Raw genomic sequence first — 17,880 nt, forward strand, 5'->3', positions numbered from 1 at the left:
ATTATAATCCTATGGTGAACGAACGGCATTTGCAAGCAAAAGAAGGAACAGAGCCATAAGCCCGTTCCTTCATTTATGATAAACACTAACACCTAAACGAGCATATCGTTTACGGTTAGCTTTAATTAGGATATCCTATGCATTTTTATATTATTGGTGACAACGAATCTCATCTCTGGTAAGTTTTTGATAAAAGCAAGAAAAGAAAGCATTTTCAGTATGGATTTTTTAAAAATGATAACGTATACTAAGGATGGATTAGGAGGGTTGTCACATGAACCATTTTGAGAAAGATGTACAGAGCAAGCGTAACGACCTTATAGATTCCGGTATGGGCTTTGTTGTATCATTTGGATTTTTTACAGTTATTTTTGCCATCGGAGTCATTCTAAAAGCAATTGCATAATACATAAAAAAGGACCGTATCGTATTCGGTCCTTTTTTATTGTGCCGTTTTTATTTTCAAACTCTCTTTACCTACTTCAAACGTTATATCACCATGCTGGTCCGTGCGATATACCAAGATCCTATCATTTTTTAACCGTTCTATCACCTCACGAGCAGGGTGACCATAACTATTATTTTTTCCAGCCGAGATAATGGCATAATGTGGCGATATTTTTTTAAGAAAGATTTCAGTGGACGAAGTCGCGCTTCCATGGTGGCCGATTTTGAGAACGTCTGCTTCCAGATTATTAAAATGATTGATCAGCTCTGCTTCTCCTTCTTTTTCAAGATCACCAGTAAAAAGGAAACGCTGATTATAAAGACTAACCCATAATACAATAGAGCCATTGTTAGAGGAGTAAAGATTTGAACCCGGATGCAATACGTAAAATACCGACTGATCGTTCTCCCATCGCAACCCTTTCCTCAATCTTGTTAATTTGATGTCTTTTTGTTGAGCTGCTTTCTGAATCGTTAATTCAAGGTCATTATCTTCTTGCTTAAATGGCAGAAAAACACGACTTACTTTAATATGATCGGTCAAAAACACAGCTCCCCCCGCATGATCCATATCTCCATGACTGATAATCATTCCGTCGATTTTCCTTATGCCTTTAGCTTTTAAGAAAGGAAGAAGAACTTGTTTTGTGACGTTGAACTCTTCTTCACGTTTTTCCCATTCCTCTTTATCAAAAGGAATTGTTCCGCCTGTATCAATTAGATAGACAGCTTTTCTATAAGGCAGTTCTATTAAAATGCTGTCTCCTTGACCAACGTTCAAAAAGGTTACAGCCGCCTTTGAATTGAGAAAAGGGGTAATCGTGTGTATGAAGATGACCAGCAAGAAAGGTATAGCTATTTGAAAATGAAATCGCTTATTTACCTCCCATTTATATAAAAAATAAAAGATAGATATAAAATAGAAACCAAATAACCACATGGCAGGCCTGCCAAGAACGATGCTTCCTTTTAATAACTGAGCTTTAGAAAGAAGGGTTACTGAACATCCATATACAAATTCAATGAAACATGACACGTGCGGAATAGCCTCTGGTACAAAATATGAAAGAACAAGCACTATACACGAGACAGGGAACAGCACAAAGGAAACAAATGGTATATAAACCATGTTAAAAGGAATAGACCAAATGGAAAACTCGTAAAAATGATAGAGGATGATAGGAAAAGAAAATAAAGAGCATATAAAAGATGTCATGATCAGCAAAATTGTATAGGATCTGCCACGAAATAATGAAATTGAGGTAATTAATACGAAGGTCATTAAAAATGAGAGCTGAAATCCAAGTTCAAAACTATATGCAGGATGCAAAAAAAGCATTCCTAAGAAAACACATGACAGAAGAGTCGCTGGACTGACCTTTTTTCTGAACATCATGATCAGCACCACAATCATACCCATCAAACCAGCTCGAACGATAGAACTTTCTCCTCCCGTTAACACAATGTAAATCGGCAAGAAAAAAAAGATGATTACGTAGGCTAATTCTTTTACAACACCCACTCGTACACAGAAGAAATATAAAATAAATGAAACGATTCCAACGTTAAATCCTGAAACAGCTAAGAGATGTGTCAATCCAAGCCTCTGATAGGCTTGAAGTGTCTCTGACTCTATCCCATCTCTGTAACCAAAAAGAAGAGCATTCATCAGACCAGCCGTGTTTTTTGAAAATTGGCTTTCGATATTCTGAATCGCCCTGCTTCTCCATAATTTTATTTTATCTTGAAGATCTTTTTTTTTCGTCAACTGACAATGATTCAGATTAAAATCCCTCGTCTCAAGTACCCAATATATATTCTTATTGTTTAAATACTCTTGATAATTCATTCCATAAAAGTGACTTTTTTGTTCAGGCTTCTTTAGATATCCTTTTAGCCTGCATGTCATGTTAATCTCAAGGTTGTTTAGCTGTTCTTTTTCAATTGAAGATTTCATTTTGTGCTGAACAACGATCTTTTCATTATTTGTATCAAATTGAAAACGGAGCATCTTTCCATCCATTTTTGGGATTGTGTCTATTTGACCCGTGAATGCCATTTGATCATGAGGTAATTTGGATATGCTGTGCTTCGAGTCATATTGAGAATAGATGATGAAGCAGGGCAAGAAGAAGAGGATAAGAAGTGATTTTCTTTTAACTTGTAAAACGATTGCGATAACCAGAAAAGCAGTAACAGCGATCCCGGTTATCGTTTGATATTTTGTCAGCCAAATCCCGCAAAGTGCAACAAGTGCACTTAAGACGGCGTATCGAGGATTCATGCCTGGTTCGTGATAAAGGCTGAGGGTGGAGTTTTCAATTCCACTTTTTCTACAATCACACCCGCTTCTTTAAACTGTTCAATGCTATACGGATGATTTTTGTAATCTTCCCCATAATAGAGCTTTTTTATACCGCTTTGAATAATTGATCTGCAACAATGCAAGCATGGAAAATGCGTCACATACATTTCCGCACCTTCTGTCGGTACTCCAAACTTTGCGCATTGCAAAAGAGCGTTCATTTCAGCATGTATCGTCCTTACGCAGTGTCCATCAATGACGTAACAACCTTCGTCAATACAATGTACTCCACCTGAAATAGAACCGTTATATCCACCTGCGATAATCCGTTTATCCCTTACAATTGTTGCTCCTACTGCTAACCTTGTACAAGTACTTCGCAGAGCAAGCAACTGACTTTGTGCCATGTAATATTCATTCCAGGAAATTCGTTGCAACACCAACCGCCTCCTCTATTTTTGTATAACATAAGTGTAGACTTCGTTATTTATAGGGTCAATAAAAACCCCTATTGAAAATTGATTTTATCTTTCCATTGTTCGATCGTTTTTTCTCCAATACCTCTCACTTCCATTAATTGTTCCAATGAAGTAAACGGTCCATGTTCTTCTCGATATGCAATGATGTTCTGTGCTTTGGCAGGACCTACGCCGTTTAACGTCTGCAGCAACGCTTCATCAGCAGAATTTATGTTTATGACATCGCTGGTTTGAGAACGATTATTTTCTTCTCCCCTTTGAACCTCATATTCCTCACCTTTAGAAGCAACATAAACAATCATCTCATCAGATATTTTCATAGCCTGATTAACTGAACGAAGCTCTGCCTGCTCATTGAAACCGCCAGCCTTTTGAATAGCATGCACAATGCGGTCTCCAACTCTCATCTTATAAACACCTGGATTCTTCACACTTCCTTGAACATCAACCATAATATCTACCTGTACTTCTTTAGTCTCCTTTTTCCTCTCTTTTATTGGAGTTTCAGGTATTTTTACTTGGGGTTCATTCATTTCAGGTAATTGGGAGGTTATAGGCATATTTTCTTCACTTTTGAAATAATTGAATAGAGATAAACTTAAAGCAAGTAGAAAGACGACACCTATGCCAATGAACCAATTCAGATGTTTTTTTATTTTCTCCAATATTTCACCTACTTAGATAAGCTTGTACTAGCAAAAATCATAATCAAAACATCGTGTGCATAGATTTTAAGGTAGAGGAAGGAGGTTCAGGTATGAAGGTTGGAATTATCGGAACCGGAAACATGGGAAGCGTTCTTGCTTCTTCTTTCATCGAATCTTCAGCCGTTTCACCATCTAGGCTGATGGTTACTAACCGCACCCTGTCCAAAGCAGAGAGGCTGCAGCATGCCTATCCAAAATTAAAAATTGGAAATACACCTGAAGAAGTTTTTCGCTTTGCTGAAATTGTATTCATCTGTGTAAAACCTCACGAATTTTATTCTTTGCTGTCAACCAACAAAAATCATATTTCAAAACATCAATTAATCGTATCAATCACAAGCCCTATTTCCTGTGAGCAGCTTGAAGATTTACTTGATTGCAATGTTGCCAGAGCCATACCTAGCATCAATAACCGCGCATTATCCGGATCTTCTCTATTATCATTCGGAAAAAATTGCCACACTGACTATAGGGAAAAACTTCTTTCATTGATGTCTTATATTTCTACGCCACTGGTAATTGATGAGAATATCACGCGGATTTCCTCGGATATCGCTAGCTGCGGTCCTGCATTTATAGGCTATGTGCTGCAATGCTTCGTTAACTCTGCAGTTAATCAAACAGATATCACAAAAGCCGAAGCAACACAGCTTGCTAGCGACATGATCATCGGGATGGGTAAGTTACTCGAAAAAGACATTTACACATTGCCCACACTGATTCAGAAAGTGTGTGTCAAGGGCGGCATTACAGGAGAAGGCATAAAAATTTTAAGTAAAGAGGTTGACGAAGTGTTTGATCATGTAATCAAACGGACACATGAGAAATACTATGAAGAATGTGAAAAAGTAAGTCAGCAGTTTGAAGTGAAGGAAGAACTGAAATAAGGGTTATCGTCATTATAAACAATTCATTAGAAAAAAGCCGGAATGAATTTCCCGGCTTTTTATAGTTCATCAAACCCATTTTCATCAGAAACCTTTGTGTATTGTCTCGATTTCTGTTCGAAAAAATCACTTTTTCCAGAATTCACATCAGAATATGCTTTGATCCAAGGAAGAGGGTTCTTACTATGCTGTGGGTAGATCTTTTCAAACCCTAGCTCATTTAAACGCTTATTAGCCATAAACTTAATGTAAGCTTCTAAATCAGATGCATGTATGCCATCAAATGAATTTCCTATAATATACTTGCTCCATTTAATCTCCAGCTCTGCTGCTTTTTCGAACGTATTCTTTGCGAATTCTTCAAGTTCTTCGTTTTTTAAGTGCGGATATTCAGCTAAGACTGCTTTAAACACTTGGCAGAATAAATACACGTGCAGCTGTTCATCTCTATTAATATAGTTAATCATCGTCGAAGTAGAGACCATTTTTTGGTTTCTAGCTAGATTATAGAAGAAGCTGAATCCGGAATAGAAATTCAATCCTTCAAGAATCACATCGTAAATAATAGATTTTACAAACGTTTCAGGTGTGGGGTGATCTATAAACTCCTCATAGCCTAGTACAATAAAATCGTTTCGTTCTCTTAGAACAGCATCCGTCTTCCAATACTCAAATATTTCATCTTGTTTTGCTTTAGGGACCAAGGAAGACAAAACATAAGAATAAGACTGATTATGAATGACTTCTTGAAAAGATAGAGTTGCCATTAGTGCTGCTAGACTGGAGTCAGTTAAATATTCGGCCACTCTGCTCGAATAATCCGTTTGTACACTATCTAAAAACGCTAACAATCCAATAATCTTATTAAACGTATCTTGCTCTTTTTCAGAAAGATTTACATATTGCTTGCTGTCACTAGACATATTGATTTCAAACGGCGTCCAAAAGTTAGACAGCATATTTTTATATAATGGATAGGCCCATTTAAATCTTACATCATCCCAATTTAATATATTTGAGCTTTGCCCATTTATAATACCAGTTGAAGCGTTAGGTGCTTGTACATCATAGATTTTTCTCTTCTGCAAATGTTCAGTAGCTTTAACTTTCACAGCTTTCACATCCTTCTAGCTCAATTGAAGTAGATCTCGTATAATAGGTGGTCTTTAACCCTTTTTTGAAGCTCAACATGTGCAGATGAAGCAACTCTTTCGCTTTTATATTGTGATTTACATAAAGGTTAAAAGAAATCGATTGATCCACATGTTTTTGTCTTACAGCATTCTGCTCGATGCTCCAAGTTTGATCAATATGAAAAGCAGATTTATAGAACCATGTGGTTTCAGCATTCAGATCTGGTGCTGTTACAGGAATTTTATAATTCTTCTTTTCTTCTGAATAAAATTTTTTAAAGATCGGATCAACACTAGGTGTTGAATTCGCAATAATTGAAGTAGAAGAGTTTGGTGCAACGGCAATCAAATATCCATTTCTTAGGCCGTGTGTTCTTACTTTTTCTTTTAAGCACTCCCACTCTTCAGAAGAATATCCTCGTTTCACAAAATAGTCTCCTGTGGACCAGTCTGATCCATCAAATGCGGGATACTCACCTTTTTCTTTTGCGAGCTCACAGCTAGCATTTACTACATAGTAATTGATCTTTTCATAAAGTTTGTCTGCATAAGAGACCGCCTCATCACTTTCCCATTTAATACCCTCTTTTGCTAATAGATGATGCCATCCGAATGTCCCTACCCCTATCGCTCTGTATTTTTTATTCGTAAGCTCGGCTTGAGGTACATCAATACGGTTAAGATCGATCACATTATCAAGCATTCGAATCTGAATATCGATTACTCTTTTTAACACATTGTCTTGGATTACCTTAGCGAGAGAAAGAGAAGATAAGTTACATACCACAAAATCTCCTGGTGTTTTTCTGATTATAATTTCTCCATCAGAAGTTTCCTCAGACGAAACGACGGTTGCAGACATGTTTTGCATAATCTCTGTACAAAGGTTAGAAGCATAGATCATCCCTTTATGAGGGTTGGGATTTAAACGATTAACGGTATCGCGATAAAACATAAAAGGAGTACCTGTCTCTAACTGCGATTTCATAATGCGTTTCATGATTTCAATTGCTGGGACACATTTTTTAGAAAGTCTTTCGTCTTGAAGACATTCCATGTATTTTTCCCTGAAGCTTCCCATTCCCTTTGTTTCATCGAAGAAATCCTCCAAGGAGTATCCCTTTATCTTTCTTACTTCATGGGGATCAAACAAATACCAATCTTCCCGTTTTTCCACTTGTTCCATGAATAGATCAGGCAGACACACACCTGTGAAAAGATCATGCGTCCTCATTCGTTCATCACCATTATTTAACTTAGCATCTAAAAATTCTAAAATATCCTTATGCCATATATCCAAATAGACAGCAATTGCTCCTTGCCTTTGGCCGAGTTGATCAACAGAAACAGCTGTATTATTTAACTGCTTCATCCATGGGATAACACCTGATGAGTTCCCTTTAAACCCTTTAATATCTGAGCCTCTCGCACGAATTTTCCCTAGATAAATTCCTAGGCCTCCACCACCTTTAGAAACGGTAGCTGCGTCCGTATTTGAATCGAATATACCTCTAAGACTGTCGTCGATCGTGTCTATAAAGCATGAGCTTAGCTGACCGTAACTTTTACCTGCATTCGCTAATGTAGGAGTGGCGACCGTCATATATAAATTAGAGAGCGCCCAATACGCTTCTTTCACTTGTTGAAGTCTATTCGTTTTATCCTCGTCTCTCATTAGAAAAAGAGCAATCAGCATCCACCGTTCCTGAGGCAATTCATATAATTCATGATCAAACCCTTTTGCCATGTATCTGTCAGCTAGTGTTTTTAACCCGATGTATGTAAACAGTTTATCTTTCTTAGGATCTATCATTTTTTCAGCTTCTTTAATCTCTTGCTCATTATAAGAAGTCAGAATCGTAGAATCATAGATATTCAAATTCACTAATTTTTGAATCAATCCATACAAATTTGTATAAGGCGCGTTCTCTATTTCTCCTCTGTTACGCATTACTTCTTCATAGAGCTGCCTCAAATAAATTTGTGCCGCTACAAACGTCCATTCAGGCTCTTCGGCAGTTAAACCATTTAATGCATCCATTACCAACTGTCTGTTTAGAGATGCAGAGTCGGTTGTTTCATTTTCTAGTTTCTCTGCTTTTGCTAAAAATGCTTTTGCATCAATTCCTGGGAAATTCGCGACACATTCTCTTAACCACTCCCCGAGTAAAGAGTTTTCAGTAATTAGTTTCATAAATTAAACACTCCTAAGTTCATAATAAAAACCCTCTTCCATCAGGAAGAGGGTGAAAGAATCGTGTAATTGCCGCAAAATTGCTTGTTTACAGCCACTATTCTTTCTCCCAATCCCCGAGGAAAAGAAAATAGGAGTCGTTCAGGCAGGTCTACTGGCTTTTGCTTCTTCCTACTTTGGGCCTTCCCATACAGCAGCCATAAGATTATAGCTTATCTGTACAGTGGCAATTCCATTTCGTCCACAATTACAGTTGCGGGGACAGCTTCGGTTTCTCACCGAATTCCCTTTTAAGCCGGAACGTTCCGGCACCTGAATTCTCCATATATAGTTTTGTATTATTCACTTTGACACTAAATATAGTAAATGTCAATGGATTCTATCATAATTTTATTTTTTATTGTGCAACATACCCGCCATCGATGACAATAGCCTGCCCTGTAACACCTTTTGCACTTTCACTCGATAGAAACAATGTGTAATCTGCAATTTCTTGAACATCAAGCAAGCGTTTTTGAGGCACAAGCGGGTAGATGACTTCTTCCAAAACTTTTTCGAGTTCAACGTTTCTCGTTTTTGCAAGATCCTCAAGCTGTCCTCTTACAAGGGGTGTATCTACATAACCAGGGCAGACAGCATTAACAGTAATGCCATGTGGTGCCCCTTCTAAAGCTGCTACTTTCGTTAATCCGATTACTCCATGTTTTGCACTATTATAAGCAGATTTTCCAGCAAAACCTACTAATCCATTTATTGATGCCATATTAATAATGCGACCAAAACCTTGTTTTTTCATGATTGGAAACACATGTTTTGTTGCAATAAATGGAGCAGTAAGCATGACGGAAATCAACTGCTGAAATTTTTCAGTAGGAAACTCTTCCAGGGGTGCAACGTATTGCAATCCCGCGTTGTTGATCAGGACATCAATCCGATTATAATGTTGGAAGGCTTGATCTAATGCCTTTGTTATGTCTACCTCTTTTGTAACGTTGCATCCCAGCCCAATTGCATCATGGCCACTCTCTACCAATAATTGAGCAGACTTCTTCGCCTTCTCATCATCAAGGTCACTGATTACGACCTTTGCACCTTGTTCGGCAAATGCTTTAGCTAATTGCAGCCCAATACCGCTTGCAGCCCCAGTAATAAAAACAACTTTTTCTTCTACGAATGATCTCATGATTCATTCCTCCTTTCCGGTAAAAATTCTTAAATGATACCAAGCCCGTAATAAAGGCCAATGATGACAAATACAGCTATTGTTTTAATAATTGTCATTGCAAAAATATCAATATAAGCTTGTTTATGAGTTAATCCTGTAACAGCTAATAATGTAATGACCGCCCCATTGTGTGGAAGTGTATCCATACCTCCACTCGCCATAGATGCAACACGGTGAAGGACTTCTGGGTCAATACCTAATTTATTCGCTTGTGCAATATACGTTTCACTCATCGTTGCGAGTGCAATACTCATACCACCAGAGGCGGATCCTGTAATACCTGCTAAAGTTGTAGTCGTTACAGCTTCATTAATCAACGGATCTTTAATCGTATTAGACATCGCAGTATTTACAGCAGCAAAGCCAGGAAGTGCTGCGATTACTCCCCCAAAACCATACTCAGAAGCCGTATTTAAGGTAGCAAGCAGCGCGCCGCCAATAGATAGGTTGATACCCTTGTTAAAGTTGTTTTTAATTCTTTTAAATGAGAACAGCAGTACCGTGATAATCCCAATAATCAATGCACCTTCAACAGCCCATACTGCGGCAAGTGCCGGTATTTGAATCTCAGGTACATTCTTCATGCCGATTGCAGAAAAATCAAATGTTTTACCGTAATACTTTGGAATAAGAACCGTGAACCATTTGTTGAACACCCCTACCAAAATAAGTGGCAGAATGGCAATAAAGGCGTTAGGAAGATTTTCAGACTCTAGTTTTTCAGGCTCGTTGCTATGACCCGTGCCATAGCCTTCACCCTTTGCTGCCGCTTGTCTTCGTCTCCATTCCAAGTAAATCATACCAAGAATGAAAACAAACATTCCTCCAATAAAGCCAAGCCATGGGGCTGCCCAAGTCGTCGTTCCAAAGAACGACGTTGGAATGATATTCTGGATTTGAGGGCTTCCAGGGAATGCGTCCATCGTAAATGTAAAAGCACCTAATGCAATGGTTCCCGGTATTAGCCTCTTTGGAATATCTGCTAGTTTAAAGAGTTCTGCTGCGAACGGATAAAGAGCAAAGGCAACTACAAATAACGATACCCCTCCGTATGTTAGAATGGCTCCAACTAGCACAATAGCAAGCATCGCTCTTGCTGGCCCGATCAATTTGATAACAAACTGCGTAATCGATTTAGCAAACCCTGACATCTCAATTACCTTTCCAAAAATTGCTCCTAACAAGAACACTGGAAAGTATAATTTAATGAAACCAACCATCTTCTCCATAAAAACGCCAGAGAAAAACGGAAGTACATGCCCTGGTTCTGTTAGTAACACAGCAAAAAGCGCAGCGATGGGCGCGAACAATATAACACTAAAACCTTTATACGCTACAAACATTAAGAAAAATAATGCCAATAAAATAATAATAATATCCATTTTTATTCCCCCATTTCATTCATCTTACTTATTTATGAAGCGCTTACATTTTTCTTTGGCATCATCCTTTCCTTATCGGCTACACCCTTTTATATAGTTGCAAGTTTCATGCCAATATGAAAATACCTTAATTTTCAAAACAACAAACTATAATTTTCCGAAAAATCGGAATATAATAATGGGGTATGGTTATTCCAGAGATTTATATTTCCTAAAAGAATGTGTCTATAGCTTCTTACCTTTCCCTTTAATTAACCATATAAACAATTCCGAAAAAACGGAATGGGTTTCCGTTTTTTCGGAAAGTAACAGTTCATTAACGAATCTTATATTTTTTGATTTTGTCGTACAAATTGGTCTTTCCTATTCCTAGTTGTTTGGCAACAGCCATAATATCGCCATTCATCTTCTCTAGATAATAAGTAATCACGTTTTTTTCTGTTTCTTGCACATGTTCTTTAAGTGTCATTCCTGTTTTATGAACACCTAATTTTTCTTTTAGAAAATCTGGAAAAGAATCTATCATCAATCGATCGCTTTGTGTAAGCTGAATAGCTGCTTCCACGAAATTTTTTAGTTCTCTAGCATTTCCTGGCCAGTTATATTCTAGAAAAGCTTCTTTTACATCATCATCAATGCTTAAGATCCTTTTACCTGTCTCTTTGCAATTCATTGTTATAAACTTCTCTGCCAACGGCCATATATCTTCTTTTCGTTCACGAAGTGGCGGTATCTTTATTTGAAGGACATTGATACGGTAGAACAGGTCTTCACGAAACTTGTTTTCCACTATCAACTTTTCAAGAGGGCGGTTTGTTGCTGCAATTACTCTAACGTTCACCTTCTGAGTATGTACAGCACCAACAGGCTCTACTTCTTTTTCTTGAAGTACACGAAGCAGTTTGATCTGCATACTTTGAGGAAGATCGCCAATTTCATCTAAAAATAATGTTCCTCCATCTGCAAGCTGAAATTTTCCTAATTTCCCGCCTTTTTTTGCTCCTGTAAAAGCGCCTTCTGAATATCCAAATAATTCTGACTCAAATAAATGCTCAGGTACAGCTCCGCAATTAAGCTTTATAAAAGGTTTTGCACTTCTTTCGCTTAACTGATGAATGCTATGAGCAAGTAATTCCTTACCCGTTCCGCTTTCCCCTCGAATCAATACAGATAGATCACCACTAGCAATGTTTTTAACATGTTTTTTTATTTTTTCAACTTCTGCAGAGGTTCCGGCAAAATCATTTAAGGTATACGATGCTCCATTGATCTCTTCCCACTCATTTTTATAAAAGTTCAGCTCATGAAGCAATGCTTTGATATGGGAGTTCATCTTTTTCCATTGTTCGGTGTCCCTAAAAATGACTGTTCCGACTGCTCCTATTACTTTCCCCTCATTAAATATGGGAATACGATTAGCGATCATGTAGTTACCTCGAATGAATTGCAGATCGGCAATTTCTATCTTACCTTGTAACACTGCTTTATCCATCCTTGTATTTTCAATAACATTCGTTACGTGTTTACCGATAACTTCTTGAGGATCTTCTCCTAAGAACTTACAGTATGTTTTGTTCATATAACGGACGATGCCTTCATGGTCAACTACTACGATCCATTCGTAAGCGCTATCAATAATCGTCTCTAAGATATTGTTTTTAAATAACGGATCTTGAACTAACAAAATACCCACCCATTTTCTGTAAGGAAGTCATACTCTTTAATGGTATTGTAACGTTTACTACAACAAAAGACAGCACTTAGGCTGTCTTTTAAAAATTAACTCTCTTCATATTTAAAACTTGTAGCCAACTACATAGTGAGTGAAACGTACGAATGTACCGCCTGCCCCGCGGAAAGCGAAGCAACTGAAACGGAAATCAACTACTTTCAATAACAACAATGAAGTCTAACTATTATCTTTTCTTCGCAACGAATAAGATACGGTCACTTTCATCTGATGGATTTTCTGGTTTAAAATCAGCAGAAACATTTAATAGGTCGTAGCCGCATTCGAGCAACCAGCGTGAATAGTCTTCTACTGAAAATGTTCGCTGCACGTGAAGTTCATCATATCGATCATATGTAGTTCCATTTTGAATAAAAAAGGACAAATCATGTTCCACACTGTTTTCATATTCCCCTTGATAACACTGCCATATGTATGAGAGCTTCTCTTCATTGCTGCCAAAAGTTTGTCCGATAAAAATTTCGTTGATCTTATGTATAGAATGAACATCGAACAGCAGCAGTCCTCCAGCTGTAAGATGGTTCCCTGCTGAAGTGAAGGTACGTTTTACATCTTCTTCTGTCAAAATGTAGTTAAGCGAATCACAGAGGATCGTGACACAGTCGAACAAGCCTAAACCTTCAAGATCCCTCATATCCTGCTGAAAGAAAGAGATTGCAACCTTTTCTCTTTCTGCTTTTTCCTTAGCCACCATAAGCATGTCTGAAGATAGATCAACTCCAGTTACATGAAAGCCCTCTTTTGCTAAAAGAATAGTCATTGATCCTGTTCCGCAGCCTACATCTAAAAAACGTGTTCCATCTTTCAGATAGTTTGAGACAGACGTTTTGACAAAGTAAAGCCATTCTGAATAAGGAGCATCCTCCATTAACTCATCATAGAGGTATGCGAATTGCTGGTAGCTCATCTACAAATTTTGTTGAGGAGCAAGAATAGCATCTACATCAACCTTGTTGGCATCTCCCCAAAGTTTTTCTAAATTATAATAGCTGCGGTCATCACGATGAAAGACATGAACAACAATATTTGCCAAGTCAATCAATACCCAGCGAGCATGATCGTAGCCTTCCATACGGCGAATTTGGATATCATTTTCTAAAGCTACATCCTTCAGTTCCTTCGAGATAGCCTGAACTTGTTTTTCTGAATTACCGTGACAGATAACAAAGTAATCTGCAACTAGTGAGATTCCTTCCATATCCAAAACAGCTATGTTTTCTGCTCTTTTATCATCTGCTGTTCTAACTACCAATTCCATTAGCTCTTTAACGTTCATCCAGTGCACTCCTCCTAAAATTTTTGTTTGATTTCTTGAAGCAATCCGTTATACGTTTCAAACGTGAGTGGGTAGATTTTTTGATTTTGTTTCATTAGAAATCCAATTGTATTCTTAACTGCCATTAAACAGGCTTGATCCAGATCTTGCTGTGCCGTCTCTCTAACAGCATCAACTCCAGGAAATTGACGATTCGGCTCAATGTAATCTGCTAGAAAGATCACTTTTTCGAGTATGGTCATATTTTCTTTACCCGTTGTATGATAATAAATTGCATTTAAAATTTCTGGATCTGCAATTCCTACTTCTTTTTTGACTAAAAATGCTCCAACAGGCGCATGCAATACTTCACTGCCATATAGAAGAAGATCTTGAGGAAGACCTTCATTTTGGACAATCTGTCTCATTTCGTCTTTTGGACGGAATTTAGCGTAGTCGTGAAAGATTGCAGCCGTTTCAGCTTTTTTAGGATCTGCGCCAAATTTATTCGCTAAACGTATACTTGTTTCTACTACTCCTAAGGTATGAATAAAGCGGTGATCAGTAAGCTGCTTTTTAACGATTTCCAATGCTTCATTTTGTTCCATAAAGGTGGTTCTCCTTAATATGTTTCCAGACCTCATCCGTAACATAATAACGGATGTTACCTCCAGCTCTCGATCTTGAACGGATGAAAGAAGATGATATATCAATAGTAGGTATTTCAACATGTTTTACTGAATACCTCTCCCAATGTTGGTCAATGGGATATCCTTCACGTCCAACACCTGCAAATTGAACAAGATTTTTTAGCTCGTCAATTTCGTGCCAGCTGCTTAATGAATGAACCATATCTCCACCCATAATAAAAGTGAACTTTATTTGCGGATATTTTTGGGTGAGAAGACGTATTGTATCAATAGTATATGAAGGACCACTTCTCTCAAACTCAAGTAAAGAAAGGGAAAATTGATTATTGTTACCAATTGCTTTTTTCACCATCTCAATACGCTGTTCATCTGGCACTTCGGCATCTTTCTTTTTGTGAGGTGGCTGAGAGGAAGGCATCCACCACACTTCATCTAAATTCAACTGCACTAATGCTTCTTCGGCAATCAACAAGTGTCCGATGTGCGGAGGATTGAACGTTCCACCAAAAAGCCCGATCTGTTTTTCCATTCTTTCATTCACTCCTTATGGGAGTTCAATGCGTTTTTGATTTACGGATTCTTTGTACAGCACGATTGTACTTCCGATTACTTGTACCAATTGCGCCTTAGAGCCTTCAGATAATTCTGATGCAACTGTATCTTTATCTTCATCACAGTTTTGCAGTACACTTACTTTTATTAATTCTCGTGCTTCTAAAGCTTCTTCAACTTGCTTGACTAAATTTGAATTAACCCCACCTTTACCAACCTGAAAAATGGGTTGAATATGATGCGCCTTTGAACGCAAAAAGCGTTTTTGTTTACCTGTAAGCATAGTTACCTCCTAAGTTGTTCAATAACAATTTGTTTCATTTTATTTGTATCAGGAAAGATACCTGTCCACTTTTCAAAAGCCATTGCACCTTGCATAACCAGCATTGAAACACCGTTATCTGTTATAGCGCCTCGCTCTTTCGCTTCTTTTAACCATTTCGTAACAAGAGGATTGTATACGATATCACATACGACTGTTTCTTCTTTCAGATGAGTCAGCTTTAACGGCACCGAATTCACCTCAGGGTACATCCCTGCATTAGTCGTGTTAATTAGTACGTCAAACCGATTAAGATTTTCTTCTGCCCTTTGTAAGGTCAACCCTTCAATTCGCTCATCTTGCAGATCATTTATTAAAGAATTAAGCCGGTCCACTGAACGATTAGCAATTGATAGTTGATTTGGGTTTTCATTTTTCAATGCGTAGCAAATCGAACGAGCAGCACCACCTGCACCAATTATCAGTACGTTAAGATCAGAAAGAGGTCTACTGATTTTTTCCTTTAAACTTAGTAAAAAACCATTGCCGTCCGTATTATATCCTATTAATTTACCGCCTTGATTTACAACGGTATTAACAGCACCAATCTTGCGCGCTTCCTCTTCAATCTCATCCAAAAAAGGAAGAATGGCTACTTTGTGAGGTATGGTTACATTACATCCTGCATAGTTGCTTTCTTTAAGGGTCTTAATAAAGACTTCTAAATCCTCTGACTTTACTCTTTGTTTTTCATATGTTCCAGAGATGCCCGTTTGCTTAAAAGCTTCATTATGCATAACCGGTGACAAAGAATGTTCTATTGGATCTCCGATTACTAATGCTTTTATCATGATGAGTCCTCCTTAAATTAAGGATTTCCGAACAGTGACCGCTACACCTTCAGGAGCATGGAAGACAACCTTTGCTCCGGCTTCTGGAAACGTAACCCATCCGAGTCCTGAGATCACTACGTCTGTTTTACTTTCTTTAATCATGAATTCATATCGCTTAAGCTTAGGAAAGTTTGCAGCATCTTCTGGTGGTGCCAGCATCTCTCCCAAGTGATTTTCATAAAGCTCGTCTGCTTTTTCCGTTTTTGTTCGATGGATGTTTAAATGGTTTGAGAAATGACAGACAAAGGATTGCTTTCCGCCTTTTATATAATCCATTCTCGCAAGACCGCCAAAGAACAACGTTTGCATTTCGTTTAGTTGAAACACCATCGGCTTTATCTCTTTTTTCGGCATGATAATATTCAGTTCTTTTTTAGAAACATAATGTGCCATCTGATGGTGGTTAATGATTCCTGGCGTATCATACATGTGACTCCTACCATCAAGCGGAATATCAATTAGATCAAGAGTTGTGCCCGGGAAATGAGAAGTTGTAATAAAATCTGAAGCATCTTCTCCATACTGCTTAATCAATCGGTTAATAAATGTAGATTTCCCTGTATTCGTACAACCTACAACATACACATCTTTTCCTTGACGATAATGGTCTATCGCTTCTGCTAGTTCTTCAATTCCATATCCTTTTTCTGCTGAAATCAGCTGAACATCAATCGGTTTTAGTCCGAGTTCTTTCGCTTCTTTCTTCATCCAATGGATAACTTTGTTTGGATTTACTGACTTCGGAAGCAAATCCAGTTTGTTCCCTACGAGAAGTATAGGGTTTTTGCCTGCATACCGATGTAATCCCGGCAGCCAGCTTCCACTAAAATCAAAGATGTCTACAATCTTAACGACAAGCGCATCTTCATTACCAATACTAGAGACTATTTTGCGATAATCATCATCTGTTAAACTAACGTCATGGATCTCATTATAGTGTTTTAAACGAAAACAGCGCTGACAAATAGGCAGCTCCTTCGTTAGTGCTGAAAGAGGTGCGTATCCGAGCGCTTCTTTGTCCTCTGTTTGTATGGAGACTCCACAACCCACACATTTTATTTGTTCCAAACTTATTCCTCCCAATGCAACATGCCTTTTCTTTTCATCCAAGACAAGATGATGCGTTCGATCTTTCTGTTAAACCTTGTCCAAAAACCGTCACTGCTTGCTACAGGAACAACAAGAATAGTATGCAGTCCTAAACGGTTTCCACCTAAAACGTCAGTAAGAAGCTGATCACCGATTACAACAACTTCTTCGTTTTTTAGCTTCATATCTTTTAAAGCTCTCTTAAACGCTTTTGTCATTGGCTTTCTTGCACTATAGATAAACGGAATCCCTACAGGATCTGAGAAACTTTTCACTCTATGTTGTGTGTTATTCGATACGATGGTAATTAAAATACCTTTTTCTTTAATAGAAGTAAACCACTCAATTAATTCGGGAGTTGCTTCAGGTCTATCCCATTCAACAAGCGTATTATCAAGATCTGTGATAATCCCTTTTACTCCTCGTTCAACTAACATTTCCGGTGTAATGTCCAATATATTTTGAACATGCTGATCCGGCAAAAAATGTTTTAACATTTCAAGCACCTCTTCACATTTCCTTATGAACGTTTCTATTTTACCAGTAATGAATGGAAGTACAAACGATTTTTCTGCAATTCACACCATTTTAAGATGATTCGTGATGTTATTGCTATAAGAATGAATGTATAAAATATATTACAATCACCCTTAAAAGTGGATGTATATAG

Annotated in this window: 18 protein-coding genes and 1 riboswitch; of the genes, 2 read left to right on the top strand and 16 right to left on the bottom strand. The window is 37.8% G+C overall.

What is annotated here, in order from left to right; genetic code table 11:
- Positions 1-274 precede the first annotated feature (274 nt).
- Positions 275-406, top strand: coding sequence for a YqzM family protein (locus AWM68_RS20970; RefSeq protein ID WP_082820577.1), 132 nt, complete (start codon positions 275-277; stop codon positions 404-406).
- Between the two features lie 36 nt (positions 407-442).
- Here AWM68_RS20970 and AWM68_RS04605 read toward each other — a convergent pair whose 3' ends face one another.
- From AWM68_RS04605 to AWM68_RS04615, 3 genes are all read right to left on the bottom strand, one after another.
- Complete coding sequence (locus tag AWM68_RS04605; RefSeq protein ID WP_066237689.1) at positions 443-2,731, bottom strand: DNA internalization-related competence protein ComEC/Rec2; 2,289 nt, start codon at positions 2,729-2,731, stop codon at positions 443-445.
- Positions 2,728-3,189, bottom strand: a complete 462-nt coding sequence (locus AWM68_RS04610) for a ComE operon protein 2 (RefSeq protein WP_066237692.1) — start codon at positions 3,187-3,189, stop codon at positions 2,728-2,730. Before AWM68_RS04610 ends, AWM68_RS04605 begins: the two co-directional genes overlap by 4 nt.
- A gap of 71 nt (positions 3,190-3,260) precedes the next feature.
- Positions 3,261-3,896 (bottom strand): helix-hairpin-helix domain-containing protein, encoded by a 636-nt coding sequence (locus AWM68_RS04615; protein ID WP_066237695.1) that lies wholly within the window; start codon positions 3,894-3,896, stop codon positions 3,261-3,263.
- A gap of 92 nt (positions 3,897-3,988) precedes the next feature.
- Between AWM68_RS04615 and comER the strand changes: the two genes are divergently transcribed.
- Positions 3,989-4,825, top strand: coding sequence for a late competence protein ComER (comER, locus tag AWM68_RS04620; RefSeq protein WP_066237698.1), 837 nt, complete (start codon positions 3,989-3,991; stop codon positions 4,823-4,825).
- Positions 4,826-4,884: 59 nt separating this feature from the next.
- On the opposite strand, the gene AWM68_RS04625 is transcribed toward comER, so the two are convergent.
- The 13 genes from AWM68_RS04625 to AWM68_RS04685 form a co-directional block, all read right to left on the bottom strand.
- Positions 4,885-5,937 (bottom strand): ribonucleotide-diphosphate reductase subunit beta, encoded by a 1,053-nt coding sequence (locus AWM68_RS04625; RefSeq protein WP_231868369.1) that lies wholly within the window; start codon positions 5,935-5,937, stop codon positions 4,885-4,887.
- Positions 5,927-8,152, bottom strand: coding sequence for a ribonucleoside-diphosphate reductase subunit alpha (locus AWM68_RS04630; RefSeq protein ID WP_066237701.1), 2,226 nt, complete (start codon positions 8,150-8,152; stop codon positions 5,927-5,929). Before AWM68_RS04630 ends, AWM68_RS04625 begins: the two co-directional genes overlap by 11 nt.
- Positions 8,153-8,279: 127 nt before the next feature.
- A riboswitch (cobalamin riboswitch) is annotated at positions 8,280-8,483 on the bottom strand.
- Positions 8,484-8,549: 66 nt separating this feature from the next.
- Positions 8,550-9,335, bottom strand: a complete 786-nt coding sequence (locus AWM68_RS04635; protein WP_066237703.1) for a 3-hydroxybutyrate dehydrogenase — start codon at positions 9,333-9,335, stop codon at positions 8,550-8,552.
- 29 nt (positions 9,336-9,364) lie between these two features.
- Positions 9,365-10,759, bottom strand: a complete 1,395-nt coding sequence (locus AWM68_RS04640; RefSeq protein ID WP_066237707.1) for a GntP family permease — start codon at positions 10,757-10,759, stop codon at positions 9,365-9,367.
- 316 nt (positions 10,760-11,075) lie between these two features.
- Positions 11,076-12,443, bottom strand: a complete 1,368-nt coding sequence (locus AWM68_RS04645) for a sigma-54 interaction domain-containing protein (RefSeq protein WP_066237710.1) — start codon at positions 12,441-12,443, stop codon at positions 11,076-11,078.
- 232 nt (positions 12,444-12,675) lie between these two features.
- On the bottom strand, positions 12,676-13,416 hold the full coding sequence (locus AWM68_RS04650; RefSeq protein WP_066237713.1) for a class I SAM-dependent DNA methyltransferase: 741 nt from the start codon (positions 13,414-13,416) through the stop codon (positions 12,676-12,678).
- A complete protein-coding gene (rsfS, locus tag AWM68_RS04655; RefSeq protein WP_066237716.1) occupies positions 13,417-13,785 on the bottom strand; it encodes a ribosome silencing factor in 369 nt (122 codons plus the stop codon).
- A 14-nt stretch (positions 13,786-13,799) separates the two neighbouring features.
- Positions 13,800-14,372 (bottom strand): bis(5'-nucleosyl)-tetraphosphatase (symmetrical) YqeK, encoded by a 573-nt coding sequence (yqeK, locus tag AWM68_RS04660; RefSeq protein WP_066237719.1) that lies wholly within the window; start codon positions 14,370-14,372, stop codon positions 13,800-13,802.
- Complete coding sequence (locus AWM68_RS04665; protein ID WP_066237722.1) at positions 14,359-14,943, bottom strand: nicotinate-nucleotide adenylyltransferase; 585 nt, start codon at positions 14,941-14,943, stop codon at positions 14,359-14,361. The genes yqeK and AWM68_RS04665 overlap by 14 nt, the downstream gene beginning before the upstream one ends.
- A 15-nt stretch (positions 14,944-14,958) precedes the next feature.
- Complete coding sequence (gene yhbY, locus AWM68_RS04670) at positions 14,959-15,249, bottom strand: ribosome assembly RNA-binding protein YhbY (protein ID WP_066237725.1); 291 nt, start codon at positions 15,247-15,249, stop codon at positions 14,959-14,961.
- Positions 15,250-15,251: 2 nt separating this feature from the next.
- Entirely contained in the window at positions 15,252-16,079 is an 828-nt protein-coding gene (gene aroE, locus AWM68_RS04675) for a shikimate dehydrogenase (protein WP_066237728.1), read from the bottom strand.
- 12 nt (positions 16,080-16,091) lie between these two features.
- Positions 16,092-17,195: a ribosome biogenesis GTPase YqeH gene (gene yqeH, locus AWM68_RS04680; protein WP_066237832.1), complete on the bottom strand. Its 1,104-nt coding sequence runs from the start codon at positions 17,193-17,195 to the stop codon at positions 16,092-16,094.
- Complete coding sequence (locus tag AWM68_RS04685) at positions 17,192-17,716, bottom strand: YqeG family HAD IIIA-type phosphatase (RefSeq protein WP_331710029.1); 525 nt, start codon at positions 17,714-17,716, stop codon at positions 17,192-17,194. Before AWM68_RS04685 ends, yqeH begins: the two co-directional genes overlap by 4 nt.
- Between the last annotated feature and the right edge of the window lie 164 nt (positions 17,717-17,880).

Source organism: Fictibacillus phosphorivorans, assembly GCF_001619875.1.
Classification (GTDB): Bacteria; Bacillota; Bacilli; order Bacillales; family Fictibacillaceae; genus Fictibacillus; species Fictibacillus phosphorivorans_B.